The sequence below is a fragment of the Eubacteriaceae bacterium ES3 genome (assembly GCA_030586155.1).
Taxonomy (GTDB): Bacteria; Bacillota; Clostridia; order Eubacteriales; family Eubacteriaceae; genus Acetobacterium.
This window is the reverse complement of the sequence record CP130741.1, coordinates 2,671,708-2,689,844: the sequence shown is the minus strand read 5'-3', so window position 1 is coordinate 2,689,844 and position 18,137 is coordinate 2,671,708. Positions and strand designations below refer to the sequence as shown.

Genomic DNA, 18,137 nt, shown 5'->3' with positions numbered 1-18,137 from the left:
ATAAAATTAAATAAAAGTTATTTAATATAATTTAAATCAATATTAAATAGACGCATAATATATTTAAGCAACAAAAATATGGCGTGAACAATTCGACTTTTAAAATAGTAAAGTTTATAATGAAATAAAGTGTAATAAATGAGCGGTTAAATCGCCTGCCTGTTAGGCTACGATTAAGAGAAATGAAATCCTTTACGCTTGCTAAATGATGAATCAAAAGGAGACAACTATGAAAATTGTACCTGTTCAGGATGCGATCGGAATGTTGCTGGCTCATGATATGACCCAGATTTTACCAGGAGAATTTAAGGGGCCCCGGTTTAAGAAAGGTCATATGATTAGCAGTGAAGATGTGCCTCAATTACTCAATATGGGAAAAGAACATATTGGTATTATTGAATATTCGGAAGATGATATTCATGAAAATGATGCTGCTGAGAGAATGGCGAAAGCTTTAATAGGTGAAGGGATTAAACTTACTGAACCAGCTGAAGGAAAGGTCAAATTGATTGCCAAAGAGGCGGGATTATTAAAAATCGATGTTGACTTACTGGATCAAATAAATGGTATTGAAGATTTGATGGCATCAACCATTCACGGAAACCGCCTGGTTGAAGCAGGGATGGTGATTGGCGGAACACGGATTATTCCCCTAATTACCAATGTGAAAAATATTGAAAAAATGGAATTGCTGTGTCGCGAAAAGGGGCCAGTTATTAAAGTAATGCCCCTTCAGCCGTTTAAAATTGGGATTGTGACGACGGGCAGTGAGGTATTTTACAAACGCATTGAAGACAAATTTGGGCCGGTAATTCGCAGTAAATTTGACGAACTGGGTTGTGAAGTGGTCGGTCAGATTTTTGCCAATGATAATGCTGATATGATTACTGAAGCTATTTTCAAACTAATCGATATGGGAGCGACATTGATTACCTGCACCGGCGGGATGTCGGTGGATCCTGATGATGTAACGCCGGTTGGGATTAGAAATACTGGGGCTAAAATTATTACTTATGGGGCTCCTACACTACCTGGTGCTATGTTTATGTTAGGTTATCTGGATCAGCTGCCGGGATCTCTTGAACAGATTCCAATCGTCGGGTTACCGGGATGTGTTATGTATGCCAGAAGGACAATTTTTGATTTGATCATACCCCGTTTATTGGCTAACGATCCAGTTTCAAGAATGGATATTATAAGACTGGGACATGGTGGAGTATGTCTGGAATGTGAAACCTGTGTATTCCCGAACTGCGGGTTCGGTCGATAATCGAGGGTGATGCAATGGATCTGGAACATTTGCTGTCAATTGGAGAAAAGTGTATTAGGAGTGAACCACCAGCATGTTTTGCAGCCTGTCCTATTCACGTGGATGTAATTGGGATGATGAAAGCAGTAGAAAAAGGGGATTACAACGCAGCTTACGGACTGCTTGAAAAAAAAATGCCTTTAATAAAGCTGGTTGGAAAAATTTGCGATCATCCCTGTGAAAAGTCCTGTGTTCGAAATGAAAAGGGGGGGGCTTTGCAGATTGGTGAGATTGAGAAAGCTGTTCTGACTTATGGCACGGCACCTAAGAAAAAAAAGCTCCCTGTTACCCGAGTAAAAGGGAAGGTTGCGGTAATTGGCGGTGGAATATCTGGCCTGGTCGCCGCCTTGGATTTATCAAGCAAAGGGTACCAGGTGACAATTTGTGAGAAAAGCGATCGCTTGGGAGGTGGCTTCTGGCAATTTGAAGGAAACCAGCTGTGTTTTGAAGAGATTGCAGAAAGTTTGAAAATCTTTGATACCACTAAATTTAAAGTTAAACTGAATACTCAGATTAAAGATTTGACTGAGCTGCTCAGTGAATACGACGGAGTTTATCTGGGGACGGGTGAGTGGCACGAATCACTGGATATCAATCAGCAGACTTTTCAGGTCGGTGACTCCAGGATTTTTGCTGGAGGAATGCTTATTTTAGAAAAAGATTCAGTCATTCAGAGAATCAGCACTGGCCGTCGTGCTGCAGTCTCGCTGGATCGTTTTATCGGTAATGTATCGATGATGGCGTCAAGAGAGCGTGAGGGGGTATTTGAAACACCGCTAAAATATGAAACCAAAGATTTCTCTGTAATTGAGGCTGTTGAGCCCGTGGGTTCAGCATTCACAGAGGAAGAGGCAACACAAGAGGCTGGACGCTGTTTAAAATGTCAGTGTGATGCCTGTATTAAAGCTTGTGTTCACATGCAGCGATTTGAGATGACGCCTGATGCTTATATTCGTCAGATTAACCAGAATGAGCGTATTATCCTCGGTACCCACTATGCCAATCAGATGATTAACTCCTGTACTGAATGCGGTTTGTGCAAAGAAGCCTGTTTTCTTGATATCAGTATGAAAGATATTATTCATGAAACTCGCGAAAGTATGGTTGCACGTAAAAAAATGCCTTTGTCAGCCCACGACTTCGCCCTGAAAGATATGAAATTTTCCAACAGTGACCGTTTCTGGCTGGTCAAAAAGCAACCTGATAAGGAGAGCAATAAAGACTTGTTTTTTTATCCCCAGGTTAATTTTGATCCTTATATCAGAGGACTTTATAAGGGGACTGGAAAAACCGGCTTTCTGTTTTATCCCGGTTGTCAACTGTCGGCTTCTCATCATCAGTATATCGAAGACATTTATCGTTATCTGGTTGCCAGCATTAAGGATAAGGGGACTCAGGATGATGTTGGACTCTTTCTTGGCTGTTGCGGTGCTCCGGCTGATTGGGCAGGGAGAAAGGTTCTGGCTGATGAAAATATAGAAAGGATACGGACGGTCTGGGAGGAAATGGGTGAACCAACCTTTATTTTGGCCTGTTCAAGTTGTATGGCAGTCTTTGAAAAATATCTGCCGCAAATTAAAACTGTCTCACTCTGGGAAATATATGACCAATATGGACTTCCACAGCCAAAGGTTCGTCCTGGTCGTCCGGAAATTTTTGTTCATGATGCCTGTGCAACCAGAAATCAGGCAAATATTCATCAGAACATTAGAAATATCGCTAATAAACTGGGGTATGCAGTTAAGGAACTTCCGTATCATAAAGAAAATACTAAATGCTGTGGCTATGGTGGTCTGGTATCTTATGCTAATTCTGACCAGGCAAAAGATTTTATCAAAGATCGAATGTTGGAATCACAAGGGGCTCTATTGGTCTACTGCGCCATGTGTAAGGATCAGATGGTATCCGAGGGGCAGAGAACCTTTCATATACTAGATCTCATATATGGCGGGGATCCGGAAGTTCTGGCATTGAGAAAAAATCCCACCTTGTCAGCTCGTCATGAAAATCGTGCAAGTCTTAAAATAAACCTGTGCAAAAACATCTGGAGTGAAACTCTGGAGGGAGAATCACGAATGGAAAACTTGAAGATCGAAGAAAGTGTTTCGGATATAATGGAAAAACGCTACATTCTTAGAGAAGATCTGGAATCGGTTATTCTTAATGCCATCGAGAATAATGAATATTTTTATGATGATGAAAAGGATGAATACCTTTCCCGTTTGAGACTTGACGAGGTTACGTTTTGGGCGCAGTATAAAATAGCAGATCAGCTAATTGAACTTGTCAATACATACAGTCACCGAATGGAAGTGGTGGAGGATTAAATGAACAGCGAGATTAATAGTGCCGGAAACTGGAAATGTGGAAAATGTAAGGAAACTCTGGTGATGGAAAAAACAAAAGTGAATTACCTGGAGGGCTCTTTCGAAGTGGAACTGTTAAAATGCCCGAAATGCAAGATGGTTTTAATTGATGAAGCACTGGCAATGGGTAAAATGCTGGAAGTGGAGAAAAGTCTGGAGGATAAGTAAGGCGTGAAAAATTTATACGAAGAGGAGGGCTTGAAAAAAAGTCTGGGATTGACATTAAGACCTGGTGGTCATGCACTGGCCAAGTTGATGATTGAAGAAAACTGTCTGAATGCTGACAATCAACTACTGGATATCGGTTGTGGCCGCGGTGCTACCCTCAACTATTTAAAAGACCGATTGGGAACCATGGGAACTGGATTGGACTGCTCTAAAATTCTGTTGCAGGAATGCCGTGAGTCAGGTCTTTCTTGTGTCAATGGAAAAGGAGAAGCATTGCCTTTTAAAGCAGATTCCTTTAATTGCGTACTGTCGGAATGCAGCCTGTCTCTGATGGAGGCGCCTCTGGTTGTGAACGAAGTTCACAGAGTACTGCAAAATGATGGGTATTGGGGGATTGCTGATCTCTATGCAAAGAGACCAGGGCAATTAAGAAGCCTAGAAAATAAGGGATTAAATACCTGCATCAGTAAACTTCATGACCTGGAAAGTTTAGTTCAGACACTGGAAAAAGCCGGTTTTAAAATTATCTGTTTGAATGAAGTATCATCCTTGTTAAAAGATTTGACCATTAAGCTTATTTTTGAATACGGCAGCATGAATAATTTCTGGTCTGAGTATATGGGTGACGGAAAGCAGTGCCAGTCGGATTTTCAGAAGGGACTTAAATCCTGTAAACCTGGTTATTTTATGATGATTGTTCAAAAAAAATAAAAATGAAGGGAGAATAGGGATGGATGAACTTGAATTCGATTTATTTAGGCTTGCATCAAAAGGCTATTGCTGTAGCCAGATTATAATGAAAATGGCCCTGGATCTGGAAGGCCTGGAAAATCAGGATCTGATACGGGCAATGGGTGGTTTGTGTAATGGAATAGGCGGCTCTCAGAAAACCTGCGGCGTCTTAACCGGTGCGATTGCAGTGTTTGGTCTTTATGCTGGTAAAGGGGCTGATGGCGAGTATGAGAAGCCTGGTTATAATCGAATGGTACAGGAGTTTATGGAGTGGTTTGAAGCAGAAAATGGTAGTACAGAGTGTATCGATTTGATTGGCCTCACTCAATTTGAGTCGGCTGGAGCGACTTATCCGGTTAAGTGTGGGGAATTGATTAAAGAAGGTTATGTGAAAATGCTTGAACTGCTTGAGGAAAATGGTTATGAACCAGGAGAACGGGAATAAGCGTGAAGAATCTCGATAATTGGATATCCCAAAAAATTTTCAAGCCTGATTTTAGTGAGAAGGAACTAAAGACTTATCAGTTAAAGTGTTTAAAAGAAAGTCTTAATCGGGCGTTTGTATCAAGTCGTTACTATCGTGAAAAATTTAAAGTTAACCCAGTGGACATGATGTTTGAATTAGAAGATATAAAGAAGTTACCATTTACTGATGAAAATGATTTGAGATTGGAGCCAATGGATTTTCTGGCAATTAGTCCCAAGAAGGTTAAAAAAATTGTTACGCTTAAGACTTCGGGAACGACTGGTTTGGCCAAACGAATATTCTTCTCCGCAAGCGATTTGTCACTGACGGTTGATTTTTTTAAAAATGGCATGGGTATCTTTACAAAAAGTGGAGATCGGGTTTTAGTCCTCTTACCCGGGGAGGTGCCGGGTTCCATTGGCGATCTTTTAAAAACTGCGCTGGAAAAGTTAGGAGCCCAGGCTTATATTTATGGTGTGGTTAAGGATGCTAATGCAGTTTCGAAGCTGATTCTTGAAGAAAAGATAACTGGCATTGTTGGGATTCCCAGACAGTTGTTGGAGGTTTCGCAGCAAGCTGAAGCAGAGGCTATTCAAGCGGCCGGATATTTGCGGTCAGTACTTTTGAGTACCGATTATGTGTCACCCGCTTTAAGCAGACGCCTGGCTTTAAAATGGGGTGTAGAGGTTTTTGAACATTATGGCAGTACTGAAATGGGCTACGGTGGCGGTGTTTTTTGTCCGGCAAAAACTGGTTATCATTTGCGGGAAGCAGATCTTTATTTTGAAATAATCGACCCGGAGACTGGATTTGTTGTTCCTGACGGGCAGTGGGGTGAAGTTGTCTTTACAACTCTAAGCAGAGAGGCGATGCCACTGATTCGTTATCGTACTGGCGATTATGGCCGTTTTCTCAGAGATAATTGCCCTTGCAAAACAAATTTAAAAACGATGGAACGAATATCAGGTCGTCGGGAGAATATCGTTAAATTGGGTGCGGGTCAGATTTTAAGTCTTTCGCAGTTGGAAGATGTACTGTTTGGATACAAGGCAGTATTGGATTTCACAGTTGCTATTAAGCAAACTGAAAAAGATGGTGTTGTAGTGGAATTGGGACTGATATTTTCAGGCAGTGAGGATGACTTCGCAAAGCTAAAACGAAAGCTGAAAAAAAAGATCAAAGATTTAACGGCTTTTAAAGGTCGTATTAAAATTTTTCGAGGAAGCATAAAAGAAATCGATCAAAAGGCGATGCGAAAAGAGAGGATTCTAGACAGCAGAAATGAATGAGAAAACGGCAAGTATCTGTCCGGTTTGTTTAAAAACGTTACCGGCACAGCGAATTTTAAAGGCTGGTGGGATCTATCTGAAAAGGACTTGTCCAGAACATGGAGAATTTGAAACACTGGTCTGGAAAGAATGTCAGGACGATGCTTTGCAATGGGAGAAATGGTCACCTGACAATTATATTCAAACTGAAGACCCGGATAATATCTGTCCCCACTATTGTGAAACCTGTCAGGACCACCAGCAACAGGCATGCTGTGTCCTGATAGAACTGACCAGTCGGTGTAATCAGCGTTGTTCATTCTGTTTTGCCACCAGTGAAGAGGGGGAAGGACAGGATTTGAGTCTTTTACAAGTAGAAGCGATTTATGACAATTTGCTTAATAAGACCAGTGGACGCCCTTATAATATTCAGCTTTCTGGTGGTGAACCAAGCCTATATAAAGATTTGGAAAGAGTGATCGAAATGGGCAAAGACAAGGGCTTCCCCTATATCCAGCTCAATACTAACGGGCTTTTGCTGGGGGAAGACGTTCAGCTGGCAGAAAAACTGAAAGCAGCTGGTCTATCATCAGTTTTTTTGCAGTTTGATGGGATTGATGATAAGATTTATCAGAAAATTCGTGGTCAGAAGCTGATTCGGTCAAAACAAAAGGCGATTGAACAATGTAAAAAGGCCGGTTTGGGTGTGGTGCTGGTTGTAACTGTGGTTCCTGGTATTAATGATGATCATTTAGGAGAAATTCTTGAATTTGCCATTGATAATAGTCCGATTGTTAGAGGGATTCACTATCAGCCGATAAGCTATTTTGGTCGCTTCCCAGGGGAGATTGAAAATGCCAGGCGCTTGACCACGCCGGAATTTATAAAAAAACTGGTAGACCAGTCTCAGGGGCAATTTACAGCTGAAAATTTTGTTCCCCTGGAATCTGGACATCCCCGGTGTTCATTTCATGGAGATTTTAAACGGGTAGGTAAGAAACTGGAACCAACGACTCATAAGAAAAAATGTTCCTGTTCGGATACGAATATTGAAAAGGCCAGAGATTTTATTGAGACTAAATGGTCGTTTAAAGAAGTAACTCAGCTGGAGGACGATTGGGATATTATCTTAAAAAAAGTTCGAGAAGAAAGTTTTGCCATAACCGCCATGGGATTTCAGGACCAGGGTAATCTGGATCTGGAACGGCTTAAAAAATGTCGGGTGATGATTGCCACGAAAGATAAGACAATGATTCCCTTTTGTGCTTATAATATTATATATAGAGGTGAGAAGAATGCAAAAAATTGTTAGAGTTGGCAGAGATCTAATTGAAAAAGGTGAGGATTTTGTCCTGGCTGAAGTGCTGGAAACGGTAGGCTCAACGCCCAGAAAACGTGGGGCCTACATGATCATGGATAAGGAACAGAATTTTTATGGGACTGTAGGCGGAGGAAAACTGGAAGCAGAGGTACAGGCAAGATGTCCTCTGGTAATGGAAGATAAAAAAACACAGGATTTTGATTTTAGCCTGACTCCGGCAGATCAGCAGGGAATTGATATGCAGTGCGGTGGTGATGCCAAGGTCAGAATAGCATATATTGATGCTCATAATACTCCGGACTTTGGACAGGAGTGGCTTTCCTTTAATAAGGTTTATATCTTTGGCGGCGGCCATGTTGGTCTGGAAGTTGAGAAAATGCTGGCCTATATTGGTTTCAAAACCACGGTGATCGATGATCGGAAAGAATTTGTTAATCGACAGCGTTTCCCAAAAGCTGGCGATGTAAAGCTGGTAAAAGACTTTAGTTCGGCTTTTGATGGACTGGACTGTGATGAAAATACCTATTTGGTGATTGTCACCAGAGGCCACAGCTGGGATTATGAGGTTTTAAAAAGGGCGTTGCAGGAAAAAGTCGCTTATATTGGCATGATTGGCAGCAAACGAAAAAACAAAACCATTTTTGATCGTCTGCGTGAGGAAGGTGTGACAGAGGATATGTTAAAACAGGTTCATGCCCCAATTGGTTTATCGATTGGTGCTGAAACACCGGAAGAAATTGCAGTCAGTATTGCCGCTGAAATTATTCAGGTTAAAGCTGCGAATGAAAACTAAATCCTACTCTCTGATTATTCTGGCAGCCGGTTATTCTTCCCGCATGGGTCAGCTAAAGGCCTTGTTGGAGATTGGCGGTGTCAAAACCATCACCCGCCTGATTCGGGCAGCTGAATTGGCAGGCCTTTCAGAGACTGTGGTGGTCACAGGTTATCAGGCTGAAGTAATTGAAGATGCAATAAATACAGAGAAGATTAAGTGTATATATAATGAAGGCTATAAGGATGGAATGTTTACTTCGGTCAAGAAAGGAGTGCAAGCGATAAACCCCAAGAATATGGGTTTCTTCATTTTGCCGGTAGATTACGCATTGGTTACCGGAAAACTTCTAAGTGATATGATTGAAGTTTTTGAAGCCCATCCCAGGCCACTGGTTGTTCCGATTTTTATGGGAAAGAAAGGACACCCACCCCTACTGCCAATGGATTTGCGCCAGGAAATATTAGACAGTGGAGCGCCCGGGGGATTGAAAGCGATAACCCAAAAACATCAGGCACGAATGATTAAAACGCCGACAGTCTTTGAAGGCGCAGTCTTTGATATGGATCATCCCGAAGATTTTTATCAGGCGCTTGAGATTTATAAGAATAAACAGATTCCTGATGAAAAAAAATGTCAGGCTGTTTTAAAAGAAAATAACACACCAGATGAGGTGGTTGAACATTCCCGGGCGGTGGCTAAATTGGCTTATGCTTTGGCTGTAGTATTGAATCAGGTGGGTGAAGGTTTGAATGAAAATCTGCTTTTTGCAGCTGGCCTTCTCCATGATGTGGCCAGAAAACAAGCAAAGCACGATCAAAAAGGTGCGGAAATTCTTGAAAGCTATGGTTGGGATCGGTTGGCCTGGTTAACGGCTAACCACTTGTTTTATACCAAAGAAGATAATAATGAACCGGTGACGGAGCAGGATGTACTCTGTTTAGCGGATAAATGTTTTATTGGCCATGAATTTGTCGATTTTGCCGAACGTAAGGAAAGAGTGCTGAGTCGCTTTGAAAATGATTTGGAAGCGGTTCAGGCAATAGAACACAGATTTGCAAAAGCAGAGGAGCTTAAAAAATATATTGAGTTAAAAGCGAGTCGATCGCTAAAAGAAATATATAAAGAAGCAAAAAATCCACCGCGCAAAGAAATTGACAAAAAGATTATCCTGATTCGTCATGGCCGGCCGGTTCAACATCAGGATAAAATATTTTTGGGGCAGACGGATATAGAACTGGATGTACAGGGGCGAAAAGATAGTCTGGCGGCTATTGAAGGCTTGCAGCATCAATCGATTAAAGTGATTTACAGCAGTCCTTTGAAACGGACCAGACAGACAGCTGAAATAATTTGTCGCAATTTATCAGAAAGAACTGGAAAGCGGATTGAGATACTTGAAATTCCTGCTTTTGCGGAAATGAGTTTAGGTAAATGGGACGGGAGATTGATTCAAGACATAAAAAAAGAATTTCCCCGAGCATATGAAGAACGGGGAAAAAATCGGCTGTCTTATAAAATAAGCGGTGGTGAAAACTACTATGATCTTTCCTACCGTGTCAATAAGGCATTATTTGAATTGCTTGATAATGAGTCGCAAGAACCCCTGATAATAGTGACTCATGCAGGTGTTATGGCTGTAATCAGGTCTTTTTTTGAAGGGCTTCCCTTAGAGAATACAGTTAAAGAAAAGTGCGGATATGGCCAGGTGATGATGGTCAAAGCTAAGTCGGATATCCAATGGCCGGGCTGGTAGTTATAGTTCGGCGATCACATTGCCCATTTCAGAAATGTCGTAGCCGGTAATTCCCTCAAACTCCATCCGATATTCGTCAGAACGGATAATCTCCAGGATTGCTTTAATGGCAGGAGCGTTAAGATCTGATTTTTTAATTACCAGGTCATAGCGCTCCTTTTGCAGTGGAATAAAATCGATGTTTTTCATCTGCAGGGCGACTTTTTCCTGACCAACAGCCAGGTCGGCACCACCGCGGCTGACGATGCTGGCAACGGCAAAATGGGATTGGCTCTCGCGGTTATAGCCATTGATAGTCTGAGCATCTATTCCCATTTGGCGCAGGTGTTCGTCCAGAAGTATTCGGGAGCCGGCACCTTTTTCACGGTTGATCATCACCAGGTCATCGCGGCCAAAATCCTTCCAGCCGGAAATTTTTTTAGGATTTCCTTTTCTAATGTATAAGCCCTGAGTTCGATAAGCCAGATTGATTATTACAGTTGGAATACCGGGGAGCAGTCGCCTGACGTAAGGGATATTGTAGGTGTCGGAATCACCGTCCCAGAGATGGGCAGTAGCGACCTGAATATTTCCCTGATATAAGTTAACCAGAGCATTGTAGCTGCCAATATAGGAACGCAGGGTTCGGATTCCCTGAAAATGTTCAACCTGACTGCTGAGTACATCCAGCATCAGATCCTGACCGCAAATAATGAAATCTCCTGATTGAGAGGGAGAAATTGCGATATCGGCAGTGTCCTGCTGAATGCTTTTGATGGGCTCGGCTACTTGTGGAGAGGGTTGAATGGTTTTTGAGCGCTTAATGTACTCATCCACATCTTCTTGGGTAAAACGGACCTTTCTTCCAACTTTATAGGAGTTGAGTTCGCCCCTTTTGATCAATTCATAGACGGTGTTTTTGGCAATTTTTAAAATATCAGCGACGTCTTGTGCAGTTAAAGCCTGGTTATTTTCCATAAGTATTCTCCAACAATGATTTTTCATAATTATATCATGATTCGTTTTGTTTTGCAATTTTAAATAACGTTTCGCTTGACAGGATGAACAAAAAAAGTCTATAATGGGTGAAACAGAATGAAATCAAAGATACACACCACTTCATTTTGTTATACTTTGTTTGGAGGGATTAAAATGAAAAGTATGAAGAAGGTTTTAATTGTTTTATTGGTTTTGGCAATGACGATTGCCCTAACAGCGTGTGCAACGGAGTCAAACGAAACAAGTGGCGATTCAGTAACATTGACTGTTTCAGCAGCCGCCAGCTTAACTGAAGCAATGGGAGATATTCAGGAGGCTTATGCAGAAGAATCGCCAGACACAACACTGGTTATCAATTTTGGTTCATCAGGAACGTTGGCTCAACAGATTTCTGAAGGGGCTCAAGTAGACGTCTTTCTATCTGCTTCCAAGAAAGAAATGACAGGTTTAAAAGATGCTGGAGAACTTGATGATGCAAGCTGGGTTGATTTATTGCAAAATGAAGTGGTTTTAATCGTGCCGGCAGATTCAGAGGCAAGCATTGATAGTTTTGAAGGTGTAACCGATGAGTCAATTACAAGTATAGGAATTGGTGAAATGGAAAGTGTACCGGCGGGTCGTTATGCTAAACAGGTTTTTACAAGTCTTGGTATCCTGGATCAGGTAACAGCTAAAGCAGTATTTGGCAAAGATGTTAAGGAAGTTCTGACCTGGGTTGAAACAGGTAACGTGGATGCCGGCGTTGTGTATTCTACAGATGCCAAAGTATCTGATTCAGTTAAAGTGGTAGCAACAGCTGATGCGGATACCCATGATCCGATTATATATCCGGTAGCGATGATTAAAAGCAGCCAAAATGCCGATGCCTCAATGGCGTTTATCGAATTTTTACAGTCTGATACAGCAATAGGAATTTTTGAAGGCTATGGCTTTACAGTCAACGAATAAAAGTTTATGATTATAGTGATCGCGGTTTGGTCGACTCGAAATCGGTCATAACCGCGTTTTTATTTTTGAAAGGAAGTGATCCCGTGGATTTTGATTTAAGTCCAGCCTGGATATCTTTAAAAGTAACATTAACAGCAACGGCGATAATTTTCTTTCTCGGGCTGGGAATTGCCTGGTGGATGACAAATTATAAAGGTCGATTCAAATTGATCTTTGATGGGATTTTAACTTTGCCTTTGGTGTTGCCGCCAACAGTAGCAGGATTTATCCTACTGGTACTGATAGGGAAAAACGGTCCAGTCGGCCAGTTTATGAGTATGTTTGGTGTAAATATCATTTTTTCCTGGTATGCGGCGGTAATTGCCTCGGTATTTGTGGCCTTTCCCCTAATGTATCGGACAGTGATGGGAGCTTTTGAGCAGATTGATTCCAATATTTTAAGTGCAGCCAGAACCCTGGGGGCAAATGAATGGACCGTATTTTGGAAAATTGCCGTACCGGCAGCCCGTCCGGGAATTGCTGCGGCGACGGCCCTGACTTTTGCCAGATGTCTGGGAGAATTTGGGGCAACGCTTATGGTAGCCGGTAATATACCTGGAAAAACCACAACGATTCCTCTGGCTATTTATTTTGCAACCCAGAGTAATAATATGGAAGTGGCAGTGGTTTGGGTATCGATTATTCTGGTTATCTCATTATCGGTACTGATTTTGATGAACTATTGGGAATCGTATCAGAAAAAATTGCGAAAAGGAGCAAGTGACTGATGCTATCAATTAATATTGAAAAAAAGTTGGGTGAATTCACCCTTAATATGGAATTGGAGACGGATAAAAAGCTGATTGGGGTTTTGGGGTCATCAGGATCGGGGAAAAGTATGCTGCTAAAATGTATAGCTGGTCTGGTAAATCCTGCTCGGGGGAGTATTAAGGTAGATGATGATGTTTTCTTTGATTCAGAAAAGAAAATACATTTGCCAATCAGAAAACGACGGGTAGGTTTTCTATTTCAGAATTATGCCCTGTTTCCCAATATGACTGTGCTTGAAAATGTTTGTTTTGGGGTGGATGGAGATAAACAGAAGAAACAGGAAGAGGCGCTGCATTTGTTGGAAAAATACTATCTGACAGAAATAAAAGACCGTTACCCAAACCAGATTTCCGGAGGCCAGCAGCAAAGGGTCGCCTTAGCCCGGGCCATTGCCTCAAAGCCGGAAATAATGCTTCTTGATGAGCCCTTTTCAGCTCTGGATGTCCACTTGAGAAACCGGATGATTCATGAGATGCAGATATTTCTACACGATTATGATGGAATTGCAATGTTTGTAACCCATAATATGGAAGAGGCTTACCAGCTATGTGATCATATTGCGGTGGTTTCTGGCGGTGAGATTGAATCCTTTCAAAATAAGCAGGCCCTTTTTACAAGTCCGGGATCAGTTTCGACAGCGCGAATTACCGGTTGTAAAAATATTTCTCAGGCCAAAAGGACGGGTGCACATGAAGTTTTTGTGGAAGAATGGGGTATAAATCTAACCCTTACTAAAGCAGTGACCGGAGAATCAGGTTTTATTGGGATGCGGGCCAATCAGATCCGTATTATTGAAGAGCCGAAGGGTGTGAACTGTTTAAAAGTTTGGATGGTGGATGAAGCCGAAACATTTTTTAAAACATCAGTTTATGTCAGGATAGATGGGGTCCCTTTAAAAGAACAGGATTATCATTTGCATCTTATTATGGTGGCTGAAGAACGAAAGAAGATAAAAAGTATGAATGAAGCGTTTTATATTCAATTGCCATCTGGAGTATTGTTTTTTATGGAGGGATAAATTTTAAATAGCTTAAAATTCATTTTCGTCAAAATACGCTATCAATAATGTTCACGATTTTAATTTATTTAATGAAGACAGATGTAAAATTTTTATAAATTTTGCATCTGTCTTTTTCTGTTTCTGAAAAGGGAGAGGAAATTTGGTGAATATTTAAATGTCATAGGGGCTATAAAGAAAATGAAAGGGTGATCAACATGAAAAAAAATAAAAAAACTGCTAAAGCGTTTAGAAAAATGCCGGTACAAACAGCTGCAAAAGAAATAGCCATAAAAAGATGCGATGACATCGAAGAGGCTTTTAAAGACTATTACGAAAACCCTGATGATATGGAAGCGGTCCATCAGGTACGGGTAAAAATCAGAAAATTACGTGGGGTTTTAAATTTCTTTAAACCGATGATGGTGCCGGGAATTTATATCAGGGTCCAGTCAGACCTAAAAGATTTGGCTAACCAGTTTGGTGATGCCAGGGAAACCGATGTATTTCTGGAAGAGCTCCAGAGAATTGAAATGTTTGCTCGGGATTGGAAATTTATTGAGCTTGAAAAAATCTTTATCGATAAAAAAAATACCAGCAGGTCGACCCTTAAGAAAAATCTGAAAGTTTCCCAGGTGGCCAATAGACTTTTGGCAATTTATAGTGTTATTGAAAAGGAAGAAATCTTCGATAATGCCTTTAATGAAGATGCTAATAGCTTTATTAAAAGGGGAATCAGCAGGTGGATAAAAAAAACCGAAAAGGCTGTCGTGCGAATGAACGTCGCCGATCCTGACAGCATACATGAAGTGCGGATTCTCAGCAAAAAAATCCGTTATGTTCTGGAATCGGTGTCGTTTATGTTGAATCATTCAGAAGCCAAAAAGCTTAAAGGTTTTGAATCCATACAGGACGATTTAGGAACAGTTCATGATGCTTATGTGAATGCGGATGTTTTAATGAATATACCGAACCCAAGTGTTGAGCTGCAAAAGGAAATAGCTTTTGTTGTAGGGTGGCAAATGAGTAGAGCAGAGCAGATCATGGGTGCATATCAGGGTAAATAGCTTAAAAACACCACCGAACTTTACAGAAAAGTTGTCAAGTGTAAAGTTTGGTGGTATACTTTTCTGAAGGAATAAACCCTTTAAAAGCTGACATAAGCAGATTGCTGAAGGGGTTTAACAGGAGGGTATAAATGGAAAACTTGGTAGAAAGAATAAAAGTGCTTAAAGAAGAAAGAGATGCAGTCATCCTTTCTCATTTTTATACGCATAAAGAGGTGCAGGAGATTTCGGATTATGTCGGAGATTCCTATTATTTGAGTCGGTTGGCTAAGGACCTGCCACAGCAGACTATCGTGTTTTGCGGTGTCTCCTTTATGGCGGAAAGTGCTAAAATGCTAAGTCCCCAAAAAACAGTACTGATGCCGGATCTGACTGCTGATTGTCCCATGGCTCATATGGCGACTGAGGAAAAAATAAAAGCGGCCAGGGAAAAATATGATGATTTGGCAGTGGTGTGTTATATTAATTCGACCAGTGAAATTAAACAGTATGTGGATGTATGCGTGACCTCCTCCAATGCGAAGAAAATTGTTGCAAAACTTCCCCAGAAAAATATTTATTTTATTCCGGATCAGAATCTTGGGGCATATCTGGCCAGCCAGATTCCTGAGAAAAACTTTATTTTAAATGATGGTTTCTGTCATGTCCATCAGGCCTTTACAGTTGACTCGTTAAAGAAAAAGAAAGGGCAACAACCGGAAGCTAAGGTGCTGGTGCATCCGGAAGCACCGATGGAAGTCCTTGAAATGGCAGATTATATTGGTTCCACCGGAGGGATTATCGATTATGCGAATCAGTCTGATGATTCGGTATTTATTGTTTTGACTGAAGAGGGGATTCTGACTGAGCTTGAAAAGAAGAATCCTGATAAAGTGTTTTTAACGGTCGAGAACGAACAAATCTGTCCGGATATGAAAAAAATATCCTTGGAAAAAATCAAAGACGTACTGGAAAAGGAACAAGTGGGGGTTCAAGTAGATGAGCAAATCCGAGCGGGAGCGGTCAGAGCGCTGGATCAAATGCTTGAACTGGCTTTGTAGAATCGAGGATACGATGAAAGCAGATATCATTATTGTGGGAACGGGTGTTTCCGGTTTGTTTTTTGCTTTGAATACGCCGGAAGATAAAAAGGTTATAATGCTTTCCAAATCGGGCCTTGATGAGAGTGATTCAAACCTGGCTCAGGGTGGAATCTGTGTACTCAAGGACGAAGATGATTATCAGGCCTTCTTTGATGATACGATGAAAGCCGGTCATAACGAAAATAATCCCAGGGCTGTTGACCAGATGATACGTACTTCACAGGAGATAATAAAAGATCTGGAAAAATACGGCGTTGAATTTGCCAAAAAAGATGGTAAACCTGTTTATACCAGAGAAGGTGCCCATTCAACAGCCAGGATTTTATATCATGATGATCTGACCGGTCGAGAAATTACCAGTAAACTGCTGATGCAGGTGAAAAAACGAAAACATATTAAAATCCTTGAGCATACTGAGATGATTGACCTGAATTGTGAGAATAATCAGTGTGATGGAGTCGTAGCCAGTAATCGGGCTGGAGACATTTTTCAGATTGGAGGAGACTATATTGTGCTGGCAACAGGTGGGGTTGGCGGACTTTTTGCACATTCGACGAATTACCCCCATCTGACCGGAGATTCTTTGGCGATATGCTTAAAACACGGGATTGAACTGGAAAATATTTCCTATATTCAAATTCACCCGACAACGCTCTATTCTAATGAGCCAGGCAGACGCTTTCTGATTTCAGAATCTGTTCGAGGAGAAGGGGCAGTACTCCTAAATAAAAGTGGTGAGCGCTTTGCCAGCGAACTTCTGCCAAGAGACTTATTGACTCAGGCGATTTATGAGGAAATGGAAAAGGACCAGTCGGCTCACGTTTGGCTTTCAATGAAGCATTTAGGGCAAGACTTGATAAAAAGCCGATTCCCTAATATTTATGCTCACTGCCTGGATAAGGGGATCGATGTGACCAAAGAATGGATTCCTGTAACACCGGCCCAGCATTACTTTATGGGAGGCGTAAAAGTAGATTTAAACTCTCAAACGTCTATGAAACGTCTGATTGCTGTGGGTGAAATCAGCTGCAATGGCGTGCATGGGGCTAATCGATTGGCCAGTAATTCACTACTCGAGAGTCTGGTTTTCTCCAAGATTGCGGCTAAATATATAGCGGCTCACTATCACTCGGTGAAAAATCATCATATCAATTTTGAAAAACAGGGATTTACCGATCTCGAAAGACTTAAGAAAGACTATCGTGAAGCGATATTACATGAAATTGAAAGGAGTCGGATTAATGACATTAAGCATCGAAGCGTTTAATATAGATCCGCTGATTTTACAGGCTTTAAAAGAAGATGTTACAAGTGAGGATGTAACGACCAATGCTGTGGTAGATAAAGGACAAAAGGCGGCGGTCGATCTGATTTGCAAGGAAGACGGGGTACTTGCAGGTATAGATGTTTTTGTTCGAGTATTTCAATTAATGGATGAAAATTCACAGGTTGAAATAAATTTTTCGGATGGTCAGGAAATTTTAGCGGGGCAAAAAATTGGGACTGTAATGTCAGAGTCGCGGGTTTTACTTACCGGAGAAAGAACGGCTCTTAATTTTCTCCAGCGAATGAGTGGGATTGCGACCATGACCAGAAAGCTGACTGATCTTCTTGAAGACAGTAATACCAGACTTCTTGATACCAGAAAGACGACACCTAACTTGCGGATCTTTGAAAAATATGCAGTAAAGGTCGGTGGCGGTGAAAACCATCGTTTTAATCTTTCAGACGGAGTGATGATTAAAGATAATCATATTAATGCCGCAGGCGGGATTACCCAGGCGGTTGCAAGGGTTCGGGCTTATAACTCTTTTGTCAGAAAAATTGAAGTTGAGACCGAAAATCTGGAAATGGTAAAAGAAGCATTAGAAGCAGGTGCTGATATTATAATGCTTGATAATATGAATTATCAGACTATGGAAGAGGCAGTTAAACTAATTGGCGATAAGGCCCTTACCGAGTGTTCCGGTAATGTAACGGAAGACAAACTTAATGCCATTAAAAAGATTGGTGTTAATTATGTATCCTGCGGTGCTTTGACCCATTCTGCGAAGATTTTGGATTTTTCAATGAAAAATCTTCGACTACTTTAAAAAA

The 18,137-nt window shown here is 41.3% G+C and carries 17 protein-coding genes; 16 read left to right on the top strand and 1 reads right to left on the bottom strand.

Annotation, left to right across the window (positions count from 1 at the left end; all coding sequences use genetic code 11):
- Positions 1–229 precede the first annotated feature (229 nt).
- The 9 genes from Q5O24_12375 to Q5O24_12335 are packed head-to-tail and all read left to right on the top strand — an operon-like array spanning position 230 to position 10,158.
- Complete coding sequence (locus Q5O24_12375) at positions 230–1,270, top strand: molybdopterin-binding protein (GenBank protein WKY47148.1); 1,041 nt, start codon at positions 230–232, stop codon at positions 1,268–1,270.
- 14 nt (positions 1,271–1,284) lie between these two features.
- Positions 1,285–3,636, top strand: a complete 2,352-nt coding sequence (locus Q5O24_12370) for an FAD-dependent oxidoreductase (GenBank protein WKY47147.1) — start codon at positions 1,285–1,287, stop codon at positions 3,634–3,636.
- Positions 3,637–3,843: a DNA-binding protein gene (locus tag Q5O24_12365; GenBank protein ID WKY47146.1), complete on the top strand. Its 207-nt coding sequence runs from the start codon at positions 3,637–3,639 to the stop codon at positions 3,841–3,843.
- Positions 3,844–3,846: 3 nt separating this feature from the next.
- Positions 3,847–4,554, top strand: a complete 708-nt coding sequence (locus tag Q5O24_12360) for a class I SAM-dependent methyltransferase (GenBank protein ID WKY47145.1) — start codon at positions 3,847–3,849, stop codon at positions 4,552–4,554.
- 19 nt (positions 4,555–4,573) lie between these two features.
- Positions 4,574–5,020 carry a C-GCAxxG-C-C family protein gene (locus Q5O24_12355; GenBank protein WKY47144.1) on the top strand — a complete coding sequence of 149 codons (447 nt, stop codon included), beginning with the start codon at positions 4,574–4,576 and terminating at the stop codon, positions 5,018–5,020.
- A gap of 2 nt (positions 5,021–5,022) precedes the next feature.
- On the top strand, positions 5,023–6,330 hold the full coding sequence (locus tag Q5O24_12350) for an AMP-binding protein (GenBank protein ID WKY47143.1): 1,308 nt from the start codon (positions 5,023–5,025) through the stop codon (positions 6,328–6,330).
- Positions 6,323–7,621 (top strand): radical SAM protein, encoded by a 1,299-nt coding sequence (locus Q5O24_12345; protein ID WKY47142.1) that lies wholly within the window; start codon positions 6,323–6,325, stop codon positions 7,619–7,621. The genes Q5O24_12350 and Q5O24_12345 overlap by 8 nt, the downstream gene beginning before the upstream one ends.
- Positions 7,605–8,423 (top strand): XdhC/CoxI family protein, encoded by an 819-nt coding sequence (locus Q5O24_12340; GenBank protein WKY47141.1) that lies wholly within the window; start codon positions 7,605–7,607, stop codon positions 8,421–8,423. Before Q5O24_12345 ends, Q5O24_12340 begins: the two co-directional genes overlap by 17 nt.
- Positions 8,413–10,158, top strand: a complete 1,746-nt coding sequence (locus tag Q5O24_12335; protein ID WKY47140.1) for a histidine phosphatase family protein — start codon at positions 8,413–8,415, stop codon at positions 10,156–10,158. The genes Q5O24_12340 and Q5O24_12335 overlap by 11 nt, the downstream gene beginning before the upstream one ends.
- On the opposite strand, the gene Q5O24_12330 is transcribed toward Q5O24_12335, so the two are convergent.
- Positions 10,159–11,115 carry a helix-turn-helix transcriptional regulator gene (locus Q5O24_12330; protein WKY47139.1) on the bottom strand — a complete coding sequence of 319 codons (957 nt, stop codon included), beginning with the start codon at positions 11,113–11,115 and terminating at the stop codon, positions 10,159–10,161.
- 174 nt (positions 11,116–11,289) lie between these two features.
- Here Q5O24_12330 and modA point away from each other — a divergent pair, with 174 nt between their 5' ends.
- The 7 genes from modA (at position 11,290) to nadC (ending at position 18,133) form a co-directional block, all read left to right on the top strand.
- Positions 11,290–12,084 (top strand): molybdate ABC transporter substrate-binding protein, encoded by a 795-nt coding sequence (gene modA / locus Q5O24_12325; GenBank protein ID WKY47138.1) that lies wholly within the window; start codon positions 11,290–11,292, stop codon positions 12,082–12,084.
- Between the two features lie 83 nt (positions 12,085–12,167).
- Positions 12,168–12,851 (top strand): molybdate ABC transporter permease subunit, encoded by a 684-nt coding sequence (gene modB / locus Q5O24_12320; GenBank protein WKY47137.1) that lies wholly within the window; start codon positions 12,168–12,170, stop codon positions 12,849–12,851.
- A complete protein-coding gene (locus Q5O24_12315) occupies positions 12,851–13,912 on the top strand; it encodes an ATP-binding cassette domain-containing protein (GenBank protein WKY47136.1) in 1,062 nt (353 codons plus the stop codon). The genes modB and Q5O24_12315 overlap by 1 nt, the downstream gene beginning before the upstream one ends.
- A 197-nt stretch (positions 13,913–14,109) precedes the next feature.
- A complete protein-coding gene (locus Q5O24_12310; GenBank protein WKY47135.1) occupies positions 14,110–14,958 on the top strand; it encodes a CHAD domain-containing protein in 849 nt (282 codons plus the stop codon).
- A 131-nt stretch (positions 14,959–15,089) separates the two neighbouring features.
- Positions 15,090–15,998 (top strand): quinolinate synthase NadA, encoded by a 909-nt coding sequence (gene nadA / locus Q5O24_12305; protein ID WKY47134.1) that lies wholly within the window; start codon positions 15,090–15,092, stop codon positions 15,996–15,998.
- Between the two features lie 13 nt (positions 15,999–16,011).
- Positions 16,012–17,307 (top strand): L-aspartate oxidase, encoded by a 1,296-nt coding sequence (locus Q5O24_12300; protein WKY49253.1) that lies wholly within the window; start codon positions 16,012–16,014, stop codon positions 17,305–17,307.
- The gene (gene nadC / locus Q5O24_12295; GenBank protein WKY47133.1) at positions 17,282–18,133 is read left to right on the top strand and encodes a carboxylating nicotinate-nucleotide diphosphorylase; all 852 of its coding nucleotides are present in this window, start codon (positions 17,282–17,284) and stop codon (positions 18,131–18,133) included. Before Q5O24_12300 ends, nadC begins: the two co-directional genes overlap by 26 nt.
- The last annotated feature ends 4 nt before the right edge of the window (positions 18,134–18,137 follow it).

Bases quoted from the DNA above. Each gene is read 5' to 3' on its own strand.
- Q5O24_12375 (WKY47148.1), top strand. From the start codon at position 230: ATGAAAATTGTACCTGTTCAGGATGCGATCGGAATGTTGCTGGCTCAT.
- Q5O24_12370 (WKY47147.1), top strand. From the start codon at position 1,285: ATGGATCTGGAACATTTGCTGTCAATTGGAGAAAAGTGTATTAGGAGT.
- Q5O24_12365 (WKY47146.1), top strand. From the start codon at position 3,637: ATGAACAGCGAGATTAATAGTGCCGGAAACTGGAAATGTGGAAAATGT.
- Q5O24_12355 (WKY47144.1), top strand. From the start codon at position 4,574: ATGGATGAACTTGAATTCGATTTATTTAGGCTTGCATCAAAAGGCTAT.
- Q5O24_12345 (WKY47142.1), top strand. From the start codon at position 6,323: ATGAATGAGAAAACGGCAAGTATCTGTCCGGTTTGTTTAAAAACGTTA.
- Q5O24_12340 (WKY47141.1), top strand. From the start codon at position 7,605: ATGCAAAAAATTGTTAGAGTTGGCAGAGATCTAATTGAAAAAGGTGAG.
- Q5O24_12335 (WKY47140.1), top strand. From the start codon at position 8,413: ATGAAAACTAAATCCTACTCTCTGATTATTCTGGCAGCCGGTTATTCT.
- Q5O24_12330 (WKY47139.1), bottom strand. From the start codon at position 11,115: ATGGAAAATAACCAGGCTTTAACTGCACAAGACGTCGCTGATATTTTA.
- modA (WKY47138.1), top strand. From the start codon at position 11,290: ATGAAAAGTATGAAGAAGGTTTTAATTGTTTTATTGGTTTTGGCAATG.
- Q5O24_12315 (WKY47136.1), top strand. From the start codon at position 12,851: ATGCTATCAATTAATATTGAAAAAAAGTTGGGTGAATTCACCCTTAAT.
- Q5O24_12310 (WKY47135.1), top strand. From the start codon at position 14,110: ATGAAAAAAAATAAAAAAACTGCTAAAGCGTTTAGAAAAATGCCGGTA.
- nadA (WKY47134.1), top strand. From the start codon at position 15,090: ATGGAAAACTTGGTAGAAAGAATAAAAGTGCTTAAAGAAGAAAGAGAT.
- Q5O24_12300 (WKY49253.1), top strand. From the start codon at position 16,012: ATGAAAGCAGATATCATTATTGTGGGAACGGGTGTTTCCGGTTTGTTT.
- nadC (WKY47133.1), top strand. From the start codon at position 17,282: ATGACATTAAGCATCGAAGCGTTTAATATAGATCCGCTGATTTTACAG.